Here is a 20,178-nt window from a genome sequence, read left to right on the forward strand (position 1 = left end):
TCCATATTACGGTTTGTTCCGTTGGGGCTGCGTATCATGAGTTGTTTAGGCACAGTCCAATTTTCTGAATGAAGAAGTAACGATTGTTCTGGGGAAAGGCACCATTCGTCACCAAATCGTTCATTTAAATAGGAAGCACAAAAACTCCAGAAAGAAGCATACCAAGCTGTACTTTCGCCTTTTTGTTCATCAGGTTTTATNGGTACATACCAACCTTTTACAACCTCTTCTAAAAATGCATTTTCTACAAGCCGCTCCCTATGAGTACGACTTATCTCTTTGGATTGGATGGCGTACTTACCTTGCTTTTGTAGATTGTGTAAAACTTCTAGTGACTCCGCTAGCTTTTCTGAAGGTTTCATAATATTTCAATTTATAGTTGCATGTGGAAATTATAGTATATTATGTTGTTGAGATTATAGTTTATTCCGTTGTGGAAATTATAGTTTTTGGGGTTGCGATTTCTAAATATATTTAAAAAATAATTATTAAACAAATAGTTAATTTCGTATAATATGGAATACAATCTCGTCTAAAATGGAATATAATGAATTTTTCTCATTTATTTAATACACTTTTAATTTTTATTTTCATTGAAAATCTATTTAAGCAGTATAGATATAAAAAACGCTAGAAACTGAAGGGCAAGTGGGACTGCCATGTCATTACTGAGTTAGATGTGTACTAGCCTATTTTGCAACTTTGGTACAGGGATAACCCCTGTATTTAAGTGTTTAAGGATTTATTTCTGGTATCAACCATATATTCGATAACACATTTTTGAATTCGATCTTTTGTGCTTGACAGACGCAAGGTTTTGTACCGAAAAAGCGATGTATTGAATTTTCTCCAACAACAAAAGATTTATTACTCAACCAGTGACGAAGGTCAGTTACAACCCGTTGAGAACGCATAAATTTAAAAATTCGTCAGAATAACTTTGATTCATTTCCGATGGTTTGACTGTTGTTTGGAGAATAATGAAAAATCAATAGTGCCATTTGAGTATGACTTCATGGATTTGCTGAAAAAACATATGCTTGAACTAATTACATAGCCTAACGCAATATGCCTAACTTTAATTTTGTCACGTTTTATCCAATTAATCGTGACAAATTCCACTTGGTTTTTTCCGGGCTGTAGAACCTCTTCAGCAGCTCTTGTTTTCTGGCTTTTAAAAATGAATAGAAATGTAATGCTATTTTTGATTAATTATATAGTTTCAGATAAATGACTCATGTTAAGAAAACTTAAAAATGTTAACATGACTTACTTTTCATGTTAAAAAAATCGGATTTTCTTAACATGACTAAAATTAAAACTACAGGTCTTAACGTGTGCAGAATCCTACTAATCAGTGATACCCATGGAAATTTGGATATCATCAATCAAATGGTAACTCAAACTAATGCAGATATGGTCATTCATGCTGGTGATTTTGGATTTTATGATGAGCAAAGCATTGATCGGCTCACCCAGAGGGAATTACGCTTGTTAGTATCCCACTCACCAGTTTGGCGGCAATATGAAGTTGATAAACAAACTAGTCGAGAAAGATTAATAGAAATCATCAAAGAAAATCGATTACTAGGTGATTTTCCAAATTATGTCTCAGGTGAAAAGAAGTTCTCTGTTCCTGTATATGCTGTGTGGGGAAATCATGAAGATGTGCAAGTTTTAAGGCAATTAAATACCGGCCTCAATGTTGAAAATCTGCATGTGCTTGACGAACACCACTTTTATCAATTTCACACCAGTGAAAATGAGCTTGAATTTTCTCTTTATGGCTTAGGAGGAAATTTTTTGGTCAGTAAAAAGTTATTTGATAAACCAATTGCGGGCAATGGGGGAAAGGTCTGGACAGCATTGCATCAATTTGGCGTTTTGTATCAGCAGATTAAAAATAAAAGTAAACCTTCAATATTCGTTTCACATGTTAGTCCAGGGAAAGAGCCACTTTTGTCTCGTCTAATTATGCATTTTATGCCTAACTTTTGGATCAGTGGTCATATGGGGGCACCGTTTACCTGTACATGGAATCAATTTACTATCCGAGATATGGATGAATCTTTAGATTGGTTAGATAGCGATATTGATTTAATAGAAGAACAATATCAGCAAGGTCGCCTTACAGATGAGGCCATATTGGCTTATGAGATAATAAAAAGACCTCTCGATAGGGATGAATCCTGGTATAAAAAATTATGGAATATTAATCTTCCTGATGTGGCAGATGGACATGCACTTTTAATTCTGAAAGACGATAAATTTTCCTTAGAGACCTATTCAAACGGAATTAAATTCAATAATTAGATACCGCTATTTGCAGACATAGGAAATCATCTGTGAACGACAAAATAATCCTTAAATATAAAATTCCTCTGGTTCTGATTTGCCATCTAATAACGCCATCAATTCGAATAACAATAATTGAGTTTCATTAATCAAAAACTCTTTAAACTTATCTTTTTTTAGAGTTCTTTCCTGAACATCTAAAGGAATAAAGCGTGATAGCTCATTATGGAATGCTTCGCTGTAGATGATTTTTTCAATATTTGCAATTGTGCTTTCAAGTTTGGCTGGGTAATCACTAATTTTATAATCATTGATTTTGGATAAAATGAATTGTTTGTTAATAGAACTTCCGCGTTGCTGTAGCCAGCGTAAATCCCAAATGTCTCTATGACGTACATATTTGGTTGTATTAACCAAGGAGATTAATTTATCGGCCATAATTTCATCAGGGCTTTCTGTCATGATCAGTACATCGCCATAACCGTCAGGCAAAAAATCATAATTAGCATTTAGATCCAGTGGTGTTCTTGTATATGCGGGGATATTGCATACCTCGATTTTAATTTTTTGTTTTGGTAAGTCCTTTCGAGTTGGTGATGTAGTAATGGCAATTTGCCATTTATCGACTTTAATGTCTTGATACTCAGGCTCAATAGACATTTCTGACGGTCCTTTCACCGTTACATCCAAACCATACCGAGAAGCGATATAGCCTTCAATGCACTCTTTCATATCCAGTAGTTTTGACGTGGTAAAATCATGACCTCCAGCAAAATCGAGATCCTCGCTAAAACGTGAAGAGCCATAACATAGACGAAGTGATGTACCGCCTTGAAAGGTCAATTTATCCAACAACCCTTGTTTATCCAGAGCAAAAAGCAAATCATAGTGTAATAATTCTTTTTCAATGACAGGCCTCATATGCGAATAACCTTCTTCCCGCATGGCAAGTTCTACTAAAAAATTAAAATCTTCTCTGTTAATGGCAGTAGATTTAATCATACTAATTCATCCAAATTAACTAAATTCATATTTCGACCAACTCGTTTTAGGTCTCTTAAAGCAGCTTGTTTAGTGGCCATTCTAAGCGGTCGTTCATTGATTTTGGTAGTGTTATTGAGAATATCTTTAACTGTCCGCTTGGTATGTGTAAATTCAATAACACCATAGGCTGTCTTGTAGACTCCCTTTCTGCCCGTCGTCATGATCGTTATTCTATCGATAGGAATTTGTGAGATGATGCCATATTCGGATAGCATGGACTCCAAACTGACATAATTGTACTCGCCTCGTCTAAGTGTTTTCGCAATACGTTCGATGGCATAACTATCAAATTGCCTGGCATCTTCATTAACATATACATCTCGGCAAGCGCGCTTAAGTACCCCTGATTTTACTAGACGTTTAAGTCCTTCATTGAACGTTTTAAAGGAGTCCTCTGGAAATAATTTAGATAGATCGCGATTAGTAAAGATGTATTTGCCTTGTCTATCTTGTTCTTTCAGTACATTACTGGCGTGTTCTTTATTCATAAGCGGACTTAAGTGGACGTTTATACCATATAATTATAGTATAAATGTCTACTTAAAGCGATAATTTTAGATAAGTACACAGAAATACTATATTTATATGGTATTTCTGTATACTTATTTTTATTTGTATGAAGAAAATTCAGCATAAGAATTCGAATAAGTTAAATTATTAGAATAGTGTTAACCCGATTTAACACTTATATCGAGATGCTACGTCCTATTAATCAGTGATTCAAGATTGATGATCCATGCTATAAAAATAAAAACCCGCACGATTTGAGCTTAAAGACAGAAGTCTCTATAGGCTTGGCGGGTGTATTGCTTGTAATTGTACTGTGATAAATATAGTTCTGCAAATATATGTAATTAAATTCGGTCTTTGAATACCGGATTTGTAGGTACATAAAAAATCCCTGGGATGAAAGGGACAAATGGGGCACCCTTGTCATTACTGGGTAAGATTCGTTCCCTCCCTATTTTTCATTCTTGGGACGTATGGGACACAAATCTTTGAAATCGATCTTTTTTCCTTGACAATCTTTGAAGGAATGCGCAATACTTTTTTCGAGCTTGAAGTTGAAGCTTCCATAGCCAAAAGGCTAGTGAATATCAATTACATGTCCAAGTCTAGTCGGATAGGCATTTGAATTCATCTCCAAGGATGGTACTGGTCGGCATTATGCTGAATGAATAACCAATTGCGGAGATCCCTATGTCTGCTCAAAAACCATCCCGTTTACATCTATTAAACGAATTTGAATCTGCGCCACATTCTGCGCTTTTTAATCAACAAACCATTGCTGCGGTATTGAGCTGCTCCACCCAGGGAAACGCTTAGGGAGGAGGGGAGCTTCACAGCAACTTACAATACCTTCAGGTTGTACGTATTGAAATATTTGAATGGCCAAAAGTCCAGGTATTCACAAAAGAATGCAAACGACCAGCAACCGAAGAGACTGGCTGTAAATCAGGACAAAGAGAAAAAGCCGACCACGATGCCTTCATTTAGCTTTAATCCTATACCCAAGGAGTTATTATGATAAAATGCATTTTTATTGATGGATATAGTATTCATAAAGTCCCACATGCCCCACCTTAATTGTAAAGTGTGNGGACGGCTGAAACCTAGTATTGACGCGCCTGCCCCAAATGTCCCCTTTGTCCCCGAGATATTGAACAACATGCTTATGTGAATTTATGTCCAAAAATTATATACGATTTTCGCTTGATTGAAGTTGTGCATAGAGCACCACCATTTTATAAATTGATATCTCATCAACCGTAATTTACGCAAAAATTTTCATGTTTTTGAAGTCTATTTTCAAATTCATTAACTAAAACTCTGGGTAGTGAGCAGTCTGGGCTATCGTCATATTTTTTATCTACTTTTGCAAGGGATTTGCAAGTGTTGGCCCATTCTTGCNTATATGATTCATAAATATTTTGCANGCAGTTATNAGTTCTAGCTTTTGTCCAAGCNCCATAGCCAAAAAATGCAATAACAGCAAAAACAATCGCACCACCTATAGAGATGGAACGGCTTGCTTTAGCATGATCTGTGGGTGAATTATCTTTCATTCATTTTACCTAAGTCGCAATTTTATCTATTTGTAGTAAGTGCTTTGTTTGGCCTAAGAAGGTGGACATATAATACTCATGTATTCAAAAAATGTCCAATAGCAATTGTAGCCTGTATTAGACGAAGTCGTAATACAGGTGGTCAGATTGCCTGTCTAATCAAGTTAATGTGGAAAAATAGGTGGTACCGGGTGAATAATCTCTACGATATCGTACTATGAAAAAGCTTTTCTAAGTTGAACGATGATGTTTATATAAAATTGAAATGAAAAGGGCGATGACATGATTGGGATAGATCCTGTATTACGACTTCGTCTAATACAGGCTACGCTTGCTAAAGCACTATACATTAGTGTTTGAATTAGACTGGCAAGTACATTACTAAGTTAATGGCGTATGTAGTCAGCCTTGGATTTTGACCACATCAGGGTGGAAGTAAATTTACTGCAGCTAAATCTTAATCCTAGTTCATTTCATGGCTTGTAGGTTCAGTTATTTTTATATTCAGAGCTCTTTCATCACTTAATAATTCGACTAAACGTTTGCGTATGAGTGCGAGCTCCATATTCAAAATTCCATGAGCCATCGGTGAATATGCTCCTTTTTTTAGGATGACTTTATCAAAATCATATGAAAAATATTTAGACATACTATATAGCAGATCTGTGAAATAATTTATTCTATTTTCTTCCCATCTTTCTTGCGCATTTTTGTCTTGTGTTTGTGGATAGGAATTTAGATGATCACGATATATATTCCAAGTATCTCTGATTTCTTTTTCATTATAAAACTCAATATCAATAAGATTTAGTGCTTGGACATGTTCAAGTGAAATTGTATCCGCTCGAGTAGCAAGAAGAGTTTTGAAAATATACAGTTTTCTTTGATTTTGCTCATTATATTTTTCAATTTTTTTCTGAATTTTTAATGCAATTACTGGGGAGAATAAAATGGCTCATCGACAGACCCTATTAATCTGCCCACAGTTGCTAATCGATCGTATGACTCTCGCCGGATTACCACCCACAAGAGTATTCGGTGGTATGTTCTTGGTGACTACTGAACCGGCAGCCACAACCGAATTTTCACCTAATGTTACACCGCCGATAATTATTGCACCGGTCGCTATCCAGACGTTTTTCTCAATCACAATGGGTTTTCCTATTGTGATATTGCGGCGTTTTGAAGGCTCAAGGGGATGGCTGGCAGTAATGATGCTCACGTTAGGCCCAATCATTACATCATCTGCGATATCGAGTCCGCCAAGATCATAGAGGGTACAGTTCTGATTTATGAAGACATTACGTCCGATGCGGATTTCATCTCCGCCAGCGGTATAAAAGGGTGGTATCAGTAAAAAGCTTTCATCTACCTTTTTCCCGATAAGTTCACTAAACAAAGCTCGAATTTCATCTGCGTCATTAAACGTTAAACGGTTAAGCTTGGCTGTGATTGTCATCGCCCTTTTGATGTTTGCCGACATGGCTGCTGATTCTGGTGTCTTACTCAAGATTATCTTGGAGTCTTCCACATTCGACATTTGGTATTCCCTTTGCACCTTATTTTATGTCTACATTGCGTCTACATGACTTTTTGAATTTTCCGAAAACTACACATAACTACTTGATTTTATTGGTGGGCCCACTAGGACTTGAACCTAGGACCAACGGATTATGAGCCCCCAGCCTTAAAATTAACTCGTTGATTTTAAAGTAATAATCTGTCGCGAGATACCACTACAAATGTCGTACAGAGTATAACAGTGTCGTACTCAAACACGCAAATCTCACGCAAGGGTATTTTAGCTACTTTATTGGCATTTTTATAGAAATGACTATTTGTGACGTTATTTTGTGCTATAATAAAATGACTATTTGTGACGCAATGGTAAAAAGCTATGAACATAAAAAAGCATTACAACACAGCTTTTCGTGCAGAGTTAATAAATAAAATTAATTGCATAAAAAGCCGTGTATTTTCGAGAGATGATTTAACAAAAGATCATTCTAATCGAGAACAATTACGTTTAAATCGTGCGCTTCGTACTTTTATAGATGAAGGTATTATTATTAAAATTGCACATGGCTTATTTGCCAAGGCTGAGCCCATGACAATACCTGGACGAGATACTCAACCAGTGCTTACTGAACCTTTTGAAGCTGTAGCGACTGAAGCATTAGATAAGTTGGGTATCAAATGGGAATTGGGAAGTGCCATCCGCGATTATAATGCTGGAAAAACCACTCAGGTTCCTGCGGTTTTTAGTGTTCGATTAAAAAGCCGATTTCGTGGTTCTATTCATGCTGAAGGCCGAAAGCTAATATTTGAGGGTGGTATCAATGCCAGGTGAATTAAATGAACAACAAATACGCCAAACTGCCATTATATTAGGCTTGTCTGCTGACTTCATACGTAAAGATTATTTTGTTACCAAAGCAATCCGCTTATTGTCTGAAATATCTAATGATTATTTTGATCTTGTGTTTCAAGGAGGAACAAGCCTTTCTAAAGGTTATGGGGTGATTAGCAGATTATCTGAGGATGTTGATTTCCGGGTAATTTCCAAGGCTGTTACTTTGAATTTAGGTCAAAGTGCGAAAAGACGCGAACTTAGATTGTTTCGGCATTCTTTAGTTGAGTCATTAATCAACGCTGGTTTTGATGTACAGGAACAAGACGTTAAGGTTTTTTATGCGGGGCGATATATGAGCATTCGTGCCTCCTTTGATGGTGCCCAGGGTATTGTATATTTGAAACCGCATATTGCCATTGATTGTTTTCTTGGTGAGCTTGAATTAAAACCAGAAATTAAAAGTATCTCATCAATGATTAAAGTGACTCTTGGTGATACAGAATGTAATCATCGTTATTTTCCAGTTCCTTGTGTAGCCTTGGATGAGACAGCTGCGGAAAAATGGGTAGCACTGTCACGCCGGATAGTTGACGCTAATAAAACTCCGAGAGATTCAGATAAGCACTTGGTTCGGCATTTGTATGATCTCTATCAACTACACCAACAAAATCGGCTGTCTGATGATTATTATTTAGTGCGCGAACGCGTTTTGGAAAAAGAGCAAGCAATGTTTGGAGCTGGATCTTTTGATAATATACAGACAAAAATAGCAGCATCATTACATCATCTTCGTACTGATAAAAAATGGAAAGAGCATTGGCAATTTTTCCTTGAGCAAATGGTTTATCAATCAGAAAAACCTGGTTTTGAGCAGGCTGTTATTGCTGTAGAAGAACTTAATTGTAGATAGAAATAGGAAATCTCAAATAGCAACTTCAATTGATAACGGATTATAAGCAAACGCACCAGAATCAAAATATGGCATTGCCCACTAAGCTTTATACTGCGTTGCAAGTTCATTCGTCTTCAGTCATGTACTAATGTATACTCCTTCGCCTCATTCACTTGCGCCTTGTCTAAAACTTAGTGGGCAATGCTATATAGTTTATCTTCTATTATTACTTAGCGGCATCAAAGCTATAATCAGCTATTTTTATCTTCATCAAGCCATTTCTGGGTTTGTTTTTTCCATTCAGCATAACACTCATTGCCGCAAAAATACCGGACATAATCTTCCCCTTCAAATGAATTAGCTGCTGATTTTGGAACCAGTTTAAGGCAGGTATAACAGCTTTCTGTTTCGCAGTTTTCCTGGAGATTAAATTTTTCAAATGAAGTGAATAAGGGCAAGGCTTTTCTATCTTCTTCGGTATGTGTTTTGAGTGGTTCTGTATGGTGTCCTAAAGCCAATGCACCAATAATGGTATGTCCTTTAGAGATTTCTATTTGCTCTTTGGTAGCAGCCTCATCCAAGGTAACCCAGCAGCAGCCAATATCAAGGGCGGCTGCAGCCAGCCACATATTCTGCATGGCGGCTGCACCGCTGTATAGGTGCTGATTATGCTGCTTTAACCACTTATCAATGTCAACACCTGTATCAATGGTCACGATAATTAACAGCTGGGCTTGAGAGAGGAATGAAGCATGCTGTGCTTTCTTAGATAATGTGTTCAAGGTGTCTTTGTTGCGAATCAGGGTGAAATGCCAGGGTTGTGAATTTAAAGGGCTGGGTGCGTATTGACCGGCTTGCAGTATTTTTTCAATGGCTTCCTCATTCAGAGGCTTATCAGAAAATTGACGTACCGCCCGTCTTCGTTTTATTACTTCAAATAGATCCATAAATAACCATCCTGTGTTTTCTATATTAACTAAGTAAAACAATGTTCATCACTCAGAAAAAGTGCAGAAAAACCGTTACCGGGGTAGTTTGCGCGTTGTTGATTTTCGCCAGTCAGCGCAAAATATTTTTTCTGCGATAGCAATTCCTCGAGTACCACGTGCATCTCTAATCTGGCTAGAGGTGCTCCTAAGCAAAAATGAATCCCTTGCCCCCAAACTAAACTATGCTTCGTGTCCCCTCGAGCTTAATGATGTTTGGCTCATCGAAGATACGCGGGTCGCGATTGGCCGCTATCCACATCAGCGACAGATTCTCACCTTGCGGAATGGTTCGATCTGCGATTTTGACTTCACGTGTTGTAACACGGCGATTGGCGACAAGCGGACCATCGACGCGCAAAATTTCTTCGATTGCCTGAGGAATAAGCTTATGATCGTTTCTAAGCCTATCTTGCAGATTGAAATCTTGTGCAAGATGAAAAAGTAGAATACTTAATCCAGCTGCTACGGTACCGTGTCCGGCTGCCCAATTGCGTAAGATACTTACGATTTGTTCATCATCTAATTTCGTGCCATCCACGTCCGTCTTAAGTAGCGCGTCGGTTGCGTTATTTTCAAACTCTAATGAAGCTCGGTGTTTATCTAAATTAGGCTTGACGCATTCTGAAAAAAGTGTGGCTAGTGCTTTGCCAGCTGTTTGATCTCTATTAAAAGCAGCATGTTGATTGTCATTTGCCCAGCCACTTAAAAATTCCCATTGCTGCTCGGACCAACCCAGAAAAGCACACAAGGTTTTGAATGCAAATGGGGTAACAAAAGAGCGCATGAGTTCTGTTTTTTCATTAAAAGGTATAGAATCAATAAAGTCTCTGGCAATTTTGCGGGCTTGGGGTTCAAGGCTTGCCATTTGTTTTTTACTAAAATTGGGAGCTAAGGCTTTGCGGTATTGTTCGTGAATCGGAGGATCCATTCCATTAGGAATAGCTAAAAATTGAGATTGATTATTAAAGGTTCCTGGTTCGGATAAAACAGTTGTAATGTCTTGATGGCGAAATAAAGACCAGCCCATGAAGTCGCTATGCGCTACGGGACATTTCTCTCGCATTTTATCATAGGCTGATCGTTGATTTTGCAAGACCGATTCATCTCGCGGGTCCCAGTCATCGCGTGTCATTTCATCCATTGTGCACTACCTTGTTCAAATATCGGAATTGAAAAAATCAAATGTAATTTCTTTTATCTGGTATTTTGTTATTTTAAACTATGAATCATAAGACGATGATTGTCACGTTCTTAACATTTTTGAAATACTTTAAATTCTTTATTTTTACAAAAACGCATCGCTGTAAATTTTATATGAGGGAACGCCAGCCAGAAATGCTTTTGTTTTTAGTTTATTGGTCGTTTCTTTTGGACCACACACATAAACTTGAACATTATCGGTATTATTTAAATGTATCAATAATTGCTGTGTAATATCCGATTCTTGGTAACGTCCATTACTCTTCAATACGCAGGGAATGTATTGAAAACTCTGGTAAAACGTTGATAGCGTTTGCAGTTCTTCAGCATAATAAATATCATTGTCCTGACAGCCCCCATGGATTAAGGTGATTTTACCTTGGTGTTGTTCGCTTAATGCCGTTTTGACGATGCCTAATAAAGGAGCTAATCCAGTACCGGTTCCGGCTAAAAGTATCTCGAAGGAAGATTGGTCCGGATTCATATAGTAGCATTTCCCAAAAGGTCCTCTAATATGAACCATTGTGTCAACGGTTGCTTTTTTCCGTAGCCATTGGCTCATTGCCCCATCGTCTTTAAGCTTGATATGCAGTTCAATATAACCTTCTTTTTCGGGCATGTTGGCGATGGAATAACTTCGCGATACCCCTTCAGGATTCAACAGATTCAGATATTGCCCTGGTATCCAGTTTTCCAAATGTTCTGCTAAAAGTTTTACTCTAATAACATTGTCAGTGAGGGAGCATAGCTCTGTAATCACGGCTTGTTGTTCACACTCAGCCGCATCCGGGTCTTTCAGATAAATAGTATTCGCAGGTTTGGCCTGACAAGCAAGAAAATATCCTTGAGATTTTAATGCCTCAGGCAAACCTTCCTGCCATTTTGGCTCGATTGGTCGATCAGTTGTTTTTATCAAACAAGCTTGGCAAATTCCTGAACGACAGGCATGAGGATAATCAACATCATGCCGTAGCAGGCAATCAAGGACAGACTCATCTTCTATTGAATGAAGAACTTGCTTATTATAATACAGTTCAGTCATAGCCTTACCTGTCCAAAACGTCATCACGCACGCTGTTGGCAATAGCAGCTACCCCCTGAATATCCTTTTCATTAGCGCCCAACTCTTGCAAAGTTGCTCCCAGGTGCTCAATAACAATATTGACATGGGAATCATTTAATCCACGTTTGATTAAATGGCGATGACCTTCGCGCATGTCTTTTCCGCTATAATGATTAGGGCCACCAAAAACCATGGTTAAGAAGCCTTTTTGTTTGAGGATTTGTTGCTCCATATCTACATCCTCAAAAAAATGACTGACTCTATCATCGGTTAACATTTTGCGGTAAAAGATATCAACAGCAGTGTTGACGGCGTTTTGACCACCCAAGCGCTCAAATAATGTTTCAGACATGATATACTCCTTAAAGATGTATTTTAAATACATCTTATAAGAAGAAATAATATCCGTCAAGAAATGGTTTAGAAGGATTACTTATGCAGTTAACTCAGTTTACTGATTATTCATTGAGAGCGTTGATATACATTGCTCTTAGAAAAGAATTGTGCACGATTAATGATATTGCCAATGCTTATGCAATATCATCCAACCATTTGCTGAAGATCATTCACAATCTATCTAAGATGGGGGCTATTAAAACCACTCGAGGAAAAAGTGGTGGTATTACAATGGCTCAAAATCCCTCTGATATTAATTTGGGCGAATTGGTTATCAAGCTGGAGCCACATTTTGATTTGGTGCCTTGTTTTAATAAGGAAAAGGCAAACTGTTGTATCGCGCCTGCCTGTAAGCTAAAACGTATTTTATTTGATGCCAAAGAAAGCTTTTTGGCTGTTTTAAAAGAATACACACTTGCAGATATTCTCGACAATCAAATTGCCTTGAAAGAATTTCTTTCTATTGATGAGAAGACGTAGCCAACAAATCCAATTCCGGTTTCTTCGGCCAGCAATCAAGAAAAGCTTTTAGTACCCTGGCATGATTGTGTTTTTTATCTTTTGCCGCATAAAACAATACGACTTCCTTGTTTTTGGCTTTTGTCAGTATTTCTTCAACTAATTCTTGTTTGCTACCAAGCTCATCGATATATTGACTTGCAAAGTCCAGCCATTTTTCAGGTTCATGATTGAACCATTTTCTTAGCTCTGGACTGGGTGCTATTTCTTTTAACCACGCGTCAATTGGAAGTTTATTTTTCTTTAAACCGTGAGGCCATAACCGGTCTACTAAAAGCCATAAGCCATCCTTTGTTTCAGGGGGCTCATAGACTCTACAAATTTTGATGTTTATTTCGTTGGTTGTCATAACAATCCTTGGATTTTTATAAATGTTTCTGAGCAAGCAGATGACCGAAGATGCCTTGTTTGGGTTTGCCGCTGTCATCCAGCTTATGCAATTGGCCTGGTTTCTCCTTATATTCCAGAATAGACCAGCCACTGTCTTGATAAAAATGATAAAGTTCGTTTGTCTCTGCCAGATAGGTAAAATTTTGAGGATAAATATAGGGTTCTGCTTTAATGGGGAAAACCAGAAAATGCGTCCCTCCTGTCGAGGTTAGGGATTGAAGTTTTGTCAGTAACGGATGAACGCTGGAGTGGTTTAAAAATTGCAGGGTTACTGTGGAATAGATAAAGTCAAAGGACTTATCTGTGATGGGAAGAAGTTGATTCAAATCATGAATATGGGTTTCAATGTTTGATAATCGTTCTTGTGCTGCGATATGGCTAATATTTTCAATAGCTTCCTTATCCTTATCTATACCAACAATTTTGTGTCCGGTTAAGCCAAAAACCAATGGATTTCGACCCGAGCCGCAGCCAACATCCAAAACAGACATTTTTTCCTGCTTTCTCAGGTATGTTTGATGGATGGTCCATAAGTCATGATGGACAGGTGCCAGGCGATATTTTTTCTCAAAATAGCGATGAGGCTGGCAGCAAAACTGCAAAGTGGCTTTGAAATCACTGCTTGTCGAGGCAATTTTATGCCATGATGCAGGCGGTATCGCAAGCGTTTGGGATTTGGAGTTTAATGTATGATGTGACAGCTCATGTCCATGTCCATCGAGAAAAACAAACTCAAGGGTACCTTCATGAACGGTCAAGTGTCCCCATGTACCTTCTTTGGTGCTGTGTTTATCAAGAAAAAATTGAAGATTTTTTTCACTGCTTAGCTGAATTTGTTTGTACACTTTTAAGTCTTTGATTGCCTGTTGATAATTCATAATTAAACCTGATGTTTTGAAGAGTTTACTAATCCTAACCGTTTAACCAACATAGTGTCCAATGCCCAACGTCCAGCTCCTACAACCAACAAGTAGCAGGCGCCCATTAACATCGCCCAGTCGGTTCTTGATTCGTGCATGAAGCTCCAAAAGCCATAGCGATTGAGCTCGTGAACATGAAAAATCCACCAGTCGCTTCCTATCCAGATGGGAATTTTTGTGGAAAGAAACGCAACCACCATAATGATAATCAAAGGGATGCTGGCAAGACGCGTGAAAAGTCCAAGCAATATCAATGAACCACAAATGAGTTCTACCCAGCCGACAAAAGGTCCCATGATATCAGGATATGGAATACCGATACCTATAAAGCGACCTGCACCAAGCATATTTGGATATAGTAATTTTTGAATACCTTCTGGCAAGAAAACCAATCCTACAGATAGACGGATGAATATCACCCAAGGAGAGGCAGAGCTATATAATAGGCGTTGGAATAAGTTTTTATTCATTGCAATCAACTCCATTTCATTGATCTTTTAAGTAGTAACGATGGAAGAGGTGCCAAATTAGTCCCAGCGCAATTAATAACAATCCTGATAGCCAAATGGCCAGAGGCACCCAGAAAGCTAGAAACAAACAGGAAATAAGACCCGAAACCGCAATGAAATTTGGATACAATCGCTGTTCTTTGGGTAAGTACAGCGCTGATAGATTGGTAATCGAGTAATATATCAAAACCGTGAAAGCACTGAAGGACCAGGTAGTTTCAACGCTGCCAAACAAGGTAAGAGACGTAATGACAAGTCCAATCCCAATAACCGCAGCAACAGGTGTACGATGCTTACTGGAAACCACTGCAAATGATTCTGGCAAATCCAGATGACGACCCATGGCCAATACCATCCGAGAAAGCCCTAATATGAGATTTAATAATACGCCCAGCATTGCGGTACATGCACCGACAGCGATAAGGGTAACCAGTCCAGGTCGGTTTATGGTACTGGCGGCTATTTCAAGCGGGGTTGCTCGACTTTCTGTGACGGTTGCCAGTTGGTTTGAACCTACAGTGCCAATGGCAACCAAAGCGACTAAAACATAAATGGCCGCACTTACAACTAAGGTCAGGATAATGGCTTTGGGGATAGTGTTTTCCGGCTCTTTAACTTCCTCACCCATGGTAGCAATGCGTCCATATCCGGTGTAAGCGACAAACATCAAAGCAGTTGCATACAAAAAATGACTGAGTCCCTCTTCAGCCGTTTTTGGAAAAAAAGGAGAGAGATTTTGCCCGCCATGTTGTAGTAGGCTGGGGGATCCATAAACAACAAATATCACAAGCGATAGCAGTGTAATCGATACAATAACTAGGTTGGTTTTGCTCGAACGCTTGATACCGCTTAACACAATCAAGGTTAAAACAACCACAACTGTTACGGCAACAGGAATAATGGAAACTGACCGAAATCCAAACAGGTGCAAAAAATACCCCGCAAAACCCAATGCAGCCGTTGCGGCAGAAGCTGTTTTGGCACATAAAAACATCCACCCTGCAGTAAATCCTATTGCCGGATGAAGATATCGATAACCATACTCATAAGTTCCACCGCTCACTGGATGGCTGGCTGCAAGTTGCGCACTCGATAAGGCATTACAGGTTGCAACCAATGCCGCAAGTATAATGGCTAAAATAACTGAGGGGCCTGTTACACCTGCTGCAATACCGATACTGACAAACACACCTGTACCTAGGATGGAACCTAAGCCCATCATTGTTGCACCCAACATGCCAAGATCACGGCGTAGCTCATGATGAATGGTTTTATTGTTCATACATCGTCCTTGTGTAATAGTCGCTTGTTTAACTACGCTAGCGTTTTTAATATACAATCCAAGTCATTTTAAAATTGCTTTGTTTATAGAGTTGAACAAATACAGTATTCAGGTCTATTTATAAAACAACAAGATAAGCATACATGACGTAGCGAACAATGCTACTGATGATAACAATGCAAATCGACTAAATTTTTGCGTCTGTTGTGCCATGATATGAGCCTCAATTAATGAATCGGAGATCATTTTCTTCATAGATTGAACTGATTCTCGGGTAGATTCTTGTAGTAATCTAGCCATCGCTTCTTTACTACTAGCTAATGCCACATTGAGAACCTTTTCAGCTTTTTCCTGGGCGTCATTCTTCCATTGAGAGGAAATAGCCTCCATTTCCCCTTTAAAGAAAGCCAGCATATCCTGTTGGACCTTTCGGTTTTCTTCAAGCAGCCTTTCGTTCATCGTTTGGAAGATAAGAACCGGATCGTCTTTCCCCAAGACCACACCATGTTTGACTGCAATGTCTTTGATGGTTTCATTGATTTTATCTGACATTAGATCACCATGGCATTATCAATCTGGCTAAATAATTGATCGCGTATCAGCTTTAATCGTTGCCTGGTCATAATATTTCGCTCAGGGGAATCGATTGCTTCATTAAATGTAATTTTTTGTTGAAGCATATTTGAGAGATCATGGCCGAAAGTTTCTTCCTTTAAGTCAGGGATATTGATTATTGCCGCTATTCGGTCTTTTGTTTCTTTGTATACCCTCATTTGCTCAAAAGACCTTCCTTCGCTCTCAATTTTGCCCCAATAGGGATTTAGCCAAACAACAAAGCGCACATCTTCCGGAAATTGGTTAACCAACTGAGAAAATCCGTTCGTTGTATCCAGCAACGCTTGACCACCAGTGATAACGGTATGGATTATGAGCTCATGCCCCAGTTCTTTTAACAAGGTGGGCACCTGATTGGTAAGTAGGTAATGCGACAAAGGAACAAATGAACTGGCACCATTATCAATAATCACATCATTTTGCGTGTTTGCAATTTTTTCAATTAAAGCGTCAAAGTGGCGCGGGTTTATTTCATCGCCATCCATAATATCCAGGCGCTCGACCTTAAGTGATTTAAAACCATGAAATGTGGCATTAATGGGATCGGTATCAAAACAAAGTAGTGGTTGTTCTTTGTAGCGTTTGTATTGAGCAGTGGTTGCTGAGACAAAGGATTTGCCTACACCACCTTTGCCTTGCATCGTAATATGTATTTTTGCCATTACAAGAGTTCCTCCGGGTTAGGTATTGGATTAAAAGTAAAACCTTTGATTTCATGTGTTGTTTTACTTTTGCTCTGTTTCTCATCCCTGGTGTTTTCCTGCGCTGACTTAATTAACTTAAGTACGTAATGTCTAAATGCTTTATAACCAAATGAAATATGACCTTCATCAGACAAAGTTTCCCAAACAGCTTTCATCGAACATCCCTTATCAAGGGCTTCTTTAATGTCTTCTTGGAGTGCTATAAATTCAATCTTTGCACTTATTCGCCCGGCCTTTTTTTTTGACTGGCTCTGGATTACTCGTTCGGAAAGTGGTTTTTTCATTCTTCTTTGGAGTCACATTTTTTTATTTAAAAAGTCTAAATCATAATTCGGTTTGGAACAAGGGGAAAAGGAATATTCTGGAATTATTAGGAACTTATTGGAATATGATAAGGGAGGTTTTAGCCCTATAAAGGAGCTTTTAAGAATAATTTGGATTTATTTGGTCCTCTGAGCGAAAAAGTTCTATAAAAATCGTTGCAAGCTCCAAAAAGTTCCTGCTATGATTCTTAAAAGGGATCTAGAAAAGCAGGGCAAGATAGGTGAAGTTAGCTAACCAGCAAGCTGGCTACCCAACCTCACAAGTCTTATTCGCACCTTCGGTGCTCAACGAAAACTCTATATTTTAAGGTCAAATCAATACCCAAAGGATTGCATAACCACTTAATTAAGAGGTCGGCATCCTTATGGACGAGAAGCTTAAAACACCCACCAGAAAAAATGGTCGCCATCTTCGCGTACCTGTTTTGCCTTCCGAAGAAACTCAGATTAAATCGAATGCAGCCACAGCTGGGCTTTCAATTGCCGAGTATTTAAGAAGGATTAGTCTCGGTTATCAAATTCAAAGTAGTGTTGATAAGGATTATGTGCTGCAACTAGCCAAGATAAATGGAGACTTAGGACGGCTCGGTGGACTGTTAAAACTATGGCTGACTCAGGATAAACGCGTTGCACATTTTGACCTCCAAACAGTTAAAACATTATTAAATCGTATTCAAGCTACCCAGGATGCAATGTTGGAAGTGGTGAAAAAATTATGATTATTCGCCATATTCCCATGAAGAAAACAAGGCTTAGTAGTTTTTCAGGTCTTGTTAAATACCTATGTAATCAACAAAATAAACAGGAGCGAGTGGGCAAGGTCAGGTTATCAAACTGTAACAGTATCGATCCCATTTGGGCTGTTCAAGAGGTTTTGGCTACGCAAGCTAAAAACCAAAGAGCGACTGGAGATAAAACGTATCACATGCTTATTTCTTTTGCTCCAGGAGAAAACCCTTCGGCTCAAATTTTACAGGAAATTGAAGATACAGTGGCATCATCGATTGGATTTAAAGAACACCAAAGAATCTCAGTTGTTCATCATGACACAGACAATCTTCACATTCATGTTGCGATTAATAAAATTCATCCTCAAACCTTTAATATGATTGAACCTTTCAGGGCATATAAGATTTTTGCTGAAGTCGCATCCAAGCTAGAAATTGAATTAGGTCTTCAAATAACCAATCATCAAACCCGTAAAAACCATTCAGAAAATCTTGCTGACGATATGGAGCATCATTCAGGTATTGAAAGCTTAATTAATTGGATGAAACGCTATTGTAAGGAAAAAATCGAGGCTGCCAGTAGTTGGAAGGAGATTCATAGTATTTTGACAGAACATGGGTTGATAATTCGAATTAAAGCCAATGGTTTTGTGTTCTGCAATGTCCAAGGGCTTACTGTTAAAGCAAGTTCAATTTCCAGAATTTTTGCTAAAAAAAATCTCGAATCCAAGCTAGGTTCATTCGTACCATCGCACCCAGAAGACGATGGAACTGCATCAAATGTTTATCATTATGAACCATTAAATAAAAAGGTACTTGGCACCAATCTCTATGCTAAATATCAGCATGAAAAATCACACAATAAAAGTTTCGTTTCAGACAAGCTTAAAAAGTTGCGTGAGGCCAAAACAAAACTTATTGAAAAGGCGAAAAAGCGAGGACGAATTAAACGAGCGGCTTTGAAGTTAATGAACCTTTCTGAAGTACAGAAAAAGTACCTCTATCAACATATAAACAAAACGCTGCTTAATGAGATTGAGAACATAAGAAAAAATTATGCAAAAGAACGTAGTCAGTTATTAGATTCTTATCAAAACAAAACCTGGGCTGACTGGCTGAAACAAAAAGCACAAGGCGGTGACCAAAATGCTTTAATGGCAATGCGGTATCGTAATCGTAAAAATAAACATGATTACACCATATCAGGATCAGGCCCTTCTTTTTCTTCCTCTTTAAATTTTGGACAAATCGACTTGGTTACTAAAGAAGGTACGGAGATTTATAAAAAAGATAACAGTATTATTAGGGACAATGGAAAGGAAATTATCATTTCTAAAGGCGGGTCTATTCCTGCGCTTAAACGAGCCTTGGAAATGGCAAGGCAGCGCTATGGTGACTGTATTTGTGTGAATGGGTCTCCATTATTTAAAAAGATTATCTTGCAGATTGTTATTCAATATCAAATGCCAATCACTTTTGCTGATTTGGATTTGGAAAATCAACGTCAAAAACTAAATTTTGAACAGGAGAAATCCCATGATCAATCAAGAGCAAACCGACAAAGCCATCGAGGAAGAACTTCAGGAGGCCATGAGGCTGCTGGAACAGCCACTGGAAAGAAAAGGGGTAGCACAAAGCCCAACTCTTTCAGCATTAGACAAGGCTCGCCAGCCAAAGATCACAACAGCTTGCGAAACCTGTCCAAATGCGATCTGGTTCAGCTCACCGGAAGAGGTCAAGTGTTATTGCCGGATAATGCACATGATCACCTGGAGCGGCAAGGATTCAAATTTGATAACCATGTGCGACGGGAAGTTTCTCGATTAAAGACAAATAGAAAGCATTACAAGAACCAAATTAAACCAATTTCCTATTGAAAGTTTGAAGTCA

General features: G+C 38.4%; 21 protein-coding genes and 2 pseudogenes. 8 read left to right on the forward strand and 15 right to left on the reverse strand.

What is annotated here, in order from left to right; all coding sequences use genetic code 11:
- Window positions 1-808: 808 nt before the first annotated feature.
- Window positions 809-916 (forward strand): annotated as a pseudogene (locus B094_RS17555) (DNA-binding protein); the annotation flags it as partial.
- Window positions 917-1,305: 389 nt separating this feature from the next.
- Window positions 1,306-2,313 (forward strand): metallophosphoesterase family protein, encoded by a 1,008-nt coding sequence (locus tag B094_RS0103440; protein WP_155823558.1) that lies wholly within the window; start codon window positions 1,306-1,308, stop codon window positions 2,311-2,313.
- A 51-nt stretch (window positions 2,314-2,364) separates the two neighbouring features.
- On the opposite strand, the gene B094_RS0103445 is transcribed toward B094_RS0103440, so the two are convergent.
- Both B094_RS0103445 and abiEi read right to left on the reverse strand, forming a co-directional pair.
- Window positions 2,365-3,297, reverse strand: a complete 933-nt coding sequence (locus B094_RS0103445; RefSeq protein WP_018576400.1) for a nucleotidyl transferase AbiEii/AbiGii toxin family protein — start codon at window positions 3,295-3,297, stop codon at window positions 2,365-2,367.
- Window positions 3,294-3,827: a type IV toxin-antitoxin system AbiEi family antitoxin gene (gene abiEi / locus B094_RS0103450; RefSeq protein WP_018576401.1), complete on the reverse strand. Its 534-nt coding sequence runs from the start codon at window positions 3,825-3,827 to the stop codon at window positions 3,294-3,296. Before abiEi ends, B094_RS0103445 begins: the two co-directional genes overlap by 4 nt.
- Window positions 3,828-4,654: 827 nt before the next feature.
- Here abiEi and B094_RS17695 point away from each other — a divergent pair.
- Window positions 4,655-4,867: pseudogene (locus B094_RS17695) on the forward strand (TraK family protein); the annotation flags it as partial.
- A gap of 1,001 nt (window positions 4,868-5,868) precedes the next feature.
- Here B094_RS17695 and B094_RS17660 read toward each other — a convergent pair.
- Window positions 5,869-6,357, reverse strand: a complete 489-nt coding sequence (locus B094_RS17660) for a DUF6680 family protein (RefSeq protein ID WP_337589154.1) — start codon at window positions 6,355-6,357, stop codon at window positions 5,869-5,871.
- Window positions 6,358-6,360: 3 nt separating this feature from the next.
- Window positions 6,361-6,945 (reverse strand): sugar O-acetyltransferase, encoded by a 585-nt coding sequence (locus B094_RS0103470; RefSeq protein ID WP_018576405.1) that lies wholly within the window; start codon window positions 6,943-6,945, stop codon window positions 6,361-6,363.
- A gap of 357 nt (window positions 6,946-7,302) precedes the next feature.
- Between B094_RS0103470 and B094_RS0103475 the strand changes: the two genes are divergently transcribed.
- Together B094_RS0103475 and B094_RS0103480 are read left to right on the forward strand one after the other, a co-directional pair.
- The gene (locus tag B094_RS0103475; protein ID WP_018576406.1) at window positions 7,303-7,755 is read left to right on the forward strand and encodes a hypothetical protein; all 453 of its coding nucleotides are present in this window, start codon (window positions 7,303-7,305) and stop codon (window positions 7,753-7,755) included.
- The gene (locus B094_RS0103480) at window positions 7,745-8,668 is read left to right on the forward strand and encodes a nucleotidyl transferase AbiEii/AbiGii toxin family protein (protein ID WP_018576407.1); all 924 of its coding nucleotides are present in this window, start codon (window positions 7,745-7,747) and stop codon (window positions 8,666-8,668) included. The genes B094_RS0103475 and B094_RS0103480 overlap by 11 nt, the downstream gene beginning before the upstream one ends.
- Before the next feature lie 233 nt (window positions 8,669-8,901).
- On the opposite strand, the gene B094_RS16395 is transcribed toward B094_RS0103480, so the two are convergent.
- The 4 genes from B094_RS16395 to B094_RS0103500 all read right to left on the reverse strand — a co-directional run bounded on the left by B094_RS16395 (window position 8,902) and on the right by B094_RS0103500 (window position 12,254).
- A complete protein-coding gene (locus B094_RS16395; RefSeq protein ID WP_018576408.1) occupies window positions 8,902-9,597 on the reverse strand; it encodes a DUF3330 domain-containing protein in 696 nt (231 codons plus the stop codon).
- Window positions 9,598-9,814: 217 nt separating this feature from the next.
- On the reverse strand, window positions 9,815-10,780 hold the full coding sequence (locus B094_RS15645) for a cytochrome P450 (RefSeq protein WP_018576410.1): 966 nt from the start codon (window positions 10,778-10,780) through the stop codon (window positions 9,815-9,817).
- Between the two features lie 144 nt (window positions 10,781-10,924).
- A complete protein-coding gene (locus B094_RS0103495; protein ID WP_018576411.1) occupies window positions 10,925-11,881 on the reverse strand; it encodes an FAD-binding oxidoreductase in 957 nt (318 codons plus the stop codon).
- Window positions 11,882-11,885: 4 nt separating this feature from the next.
- Complete coding sequence (locus tag B094_RS0103500) at window positions 11,886-12,254, reverse strand: group I truncated hemoglobin (protein WP_018576412.1); 369 nt, start codon at window positions 12,252-12,254, stop codon at window positions 11,886-11,888.
- Window positions 12,255-12,337: 83 nt separating this feature from the next.
- On the opposite strand from B094_RS0103500, the gene B094_RS0103505 reads away from it, so the two are divergent.
- Window positions 12,338-12,778: an Rrf2 family transcriptional regulator gene (locus B094_RS0103505; RefSeq protein ID WP_018576413.1), complete on the forward strand. Its 441-nt coding sequence runs from the start codon at window positions 12,338-12,340 to the stop codon at window positions 12,776-12,778.
- Here the strand turns inward: B094_RS0103505 and B094_RS0103510 are convergent.
- The 7 genes from B094_RS0103510 to B094_RS0103540 form a co-directional block, all read right to left on the reverse strand.
- Window positions 12,759-13,166: a DUF488 domain-containing protein gene (locus B094_RS0103510; protein WP_018576414.1), complete on the reverse strand. Its 408-nt coding sequence runs from the start codon at window positions 13,164-13,166 to the stop codon at window positions 12,759-12,761. The genes B094_RS0103505 and B094_RS0103510 overlap by 20 nt on opposite strands.
- 16 nt (window positions 13,167-13,182) lie before the next feature.
- A complete protein-coding gene (locus tag B094_RS0103515; protein WP_018576415.1) occupies window positions 13,183-14,085 on the reverse strand; it encodes a TehB-like domain-containing protein in 903 nt (300 codons plus the stop codon).
- A 2-nt stretch (window positions 14,086-14,087) separates the two neighbouring features.
- Window positions 14,088-14,597, reverse strand: a complete 510-nt coding sequence (locus tag B094_RS0103520; protein ID WP_155823564.1) for a DoxX family protein — start codon at window positions 14,595-14,597, stop codon at window positions 14,088-14,090.
- A 16-nt stretch (window positions 14,598-14,613) separates the two neighbouring features.
- On the reverse strand, window positions 14,614-15,918 hold the full coding sequence (locus B094_RS0103525; protein ID WP_018576417.1) for an APC family permease: 1,305 nt from the start codon (window positions 15,916-15,918) through the stop codon (window positions 14,614-14,616).
- Between the two features lie 114 nt (window positions 15,919-16,032).
- On the reverse strand, window positions 16,033-16,470 hold the full coding sequence (locus B094_RS0103530; protein WP_018576418.1) for a hypothetical protein: 438 nt from the start codon (window positions 16,468-16,470) through the stop codon (window positions 16,033-16,035).
- Window positions 16,470-17,195 carry a P-loop NTPase family protein gene (locus B094_RS0103535; RefSeq protein WP_018576419.1) on the reverse strand — a complete coding sequence of 242 codons (726 nt, stop codon included), beginning with the start codon at window positions 17,193-17,195 and terminating at the stop codon, window positions 16,470-16,472. Before B094_RS0103535 ends, B094_RS0103530 begins: the two co-directional genes overlap by 1 nt.
- On the reverse strand, window positions 17,195-17,521 hold the full coding sequence (locus tag B094_RS0103540; RefSeq protein ID WP_018576420.1) for a TraK family protein: 327 nt from the start codon (window positions 17,519-17,521) through the stop codon (window positions 17,195-17,197). The genes B094_RS0103535 and B094_RS0103540 overlap by 1 nt, the downstream gene beginning before the upstream one ends.
- 404 nt (window positions 17,522-17,925) lie before the next feature.
- Between B094_RS0103540 and traJ the strand changes: the two genes are divergently transcribed.
- Both traJ and traI read left to right on the forward strand, forming a co-directional pair.
- Window positions 17,926-18,279 carry a conjugal transfer transcriptional regulator TraJ gene (gene traJ, locus B094_RS0103545; RefSeq protein ID WP_018576421.1) on the forward strand — a complete coding sequence of 118 codons (354 nt, stop codon included), beginning with the start codon at window positions 17,926-17,928 and terminating at the stop codon, window positions 18,277-18,279.
- Window positions 18,276-20,165 carry a TraI/MobA(P) family conjugative relaxase gene (gene traI, locus B094_RS0103550; protein WP_018576422.1) on the forward strand — a complete coding sequence of 630 codons (1,890 nt, stop codon included), beginning with the start codon at window positions 18,276-18,278 and terminating at the stop codon, window positions 20,163-20,165. The genes traJ and traI overlap by 4 nt, the downstream gene beginning before the upstream one ends.
- Window positions 20,166-20,178 lie beyond the last annotated feature (13 nt).

The sequence above is a fragment of the Legionella shakespearei DSM 23087 genome (assembly GCF_000373765.1).
Classification (GTDB): Bacteria; Pseudomonadota; Gammaproteobacteria; order Legionellales; family Legionellaceae; genus Legionella; species Legionella shakespearei.

Excerpts from the sequence above, each read along its gene's own strand:
- B094_RS0103440 (WP_155823558.1), top strand. The coding sequence starts at position 1,306 with ATGACTAAAATTAAAACTACAGGTCTTAACGTGTGCAGAATCCTACTA.
- B094_RS0103445 (WP_018576400.1), bottom strand. The coding sequence starts at position 3,297 with ATGATTAAATCTACTGCCATTAACAGAGAAGATTTTAATTTTTTAGTA.
- abiEi (WP_018576401.1), bottom strand. The coding sequence starts at position 3,827 with ATGAATAAAGAACACGCCAGTAATGTACTGAAAGAACAAGATAGACAA.
- B094_RS0103470 (WP_018576405.1), bottom strand. The coding sequence starts at position 6,945 with ATGTCGAATGTGGAAGACTCCAAGATAATCTTGAGTAAGACACCAGAA.
- B094_RS0103475 (WP_018576406.1), top strand. The coding sequence starts at position 7,303 with ATGAACATAAAAAAGCATTACAACACAGCTTTTCGTGCAGAGTTAATA.
- B094_RS0103480 (WP_018576407.1), top strand. The coding sequence starts at position 7,745 with ATGCCAGGTGAATTAAATGAACAACAAATACGCCAAACTGCCATTATA.
- B094_RS16395 (WP_018576408.1), bottom strand. The coding sequence starts at position 9,597 with ATGGATCTATTTGAAGTAATAAAACGAAGACGGGCGGTACGTCAATTT.
- B094_RS15645 (WP_018576410.1), bottom strand. The coding sequence starts at position 10,780 with ATGGATGAAATGACACGCGATGACTGGGACCCGCGAGATGAATCGGTC.
- B094_RS0103495 (WP_018576411.1), bottom strand. The coding sequence starts at position 11,881 with ATGACTGAACTGTATTATAATAAGCAAGTTCTTCATTCAATAGAAGAT.
- B094_RS0103500 (WP_018576412.1), bottom strand. The coding sequence starts at position 12,254 with ATGTCTGAAACATTATTTGAGCGCTTGGGTGGTCAAAACGCCGTCAAC.
- B094_RS0103505 (WP_018576413.1), top strand. The coding sequence starts at position 12,338 with ATGCAGTTAACTCAGTTTACTGATTATTCATTGAGAGCGTTGATATAC.
- B094_RS0103510 (WP_018576414.1), bottom strand. The coding sequence starts at position 13,166 with ATGACAACCAACGAAATAAACATCAAAATTTGTAGAGTCTATGAGCCC.
- B094_RS0103515 (WP_018576415.1), bottom strand. The coding sequence starts at position 14,085 with ATGAATTATCAACAGGCAATCAAAGACTTAAAAGTGTACAAACAAATT.
- B094_RS0103520 (WP_155823564.1), bottom strand. The coding sequence starts at position 14,597 with ATGAATAAAAACTTATTCCAACGCCTATTATATAGCTCTGCCTCTCCT.
- B094_RS0103525 (WP_018576417.1), bottom strand. The coding sequence starts at position 15,918 with ATGAACAATAAAACCATTCATCATGAGCTACGCCGTGATCTTGGCATG.
- B094_RS0103530 (WP_018576418.1), bottom strand. The coding sequence starts at position 16,470 with ATGTCAGATAAAATCAATGAAACCATCAAAGACATTGCAGTCAAACAT.
- B094_RS0103535 (WP_018576419.1), bottom strand. The coding sequence starts at position 17,195 with ATGGCAAAAATACATATTACGATGCAAGGCAAAGGTGGTGTAGGCAAA.
- B094_RS0103540 (WP_018576420.1), bottom strand. The coding sequence starts at position 17,521 with ATGAAAAAACCACTTTCCGAACGAGTAATCCAGAGCCAGTCAAAAAAA.
- traJ (WP_018576421.1), top strand. The coding sequence starts at position 17,926 with ATGGACGAGAAGCTTAAAACACCCACCAGAAAAAATGGTCGCCATCTT.
- traI (WP_018576422.1), top strand. The coding sequence starts at position 18,276 with ATGATTATTCGCCATATTCCCATGAAGAAAACAAGGCTTAGTAGTTTT.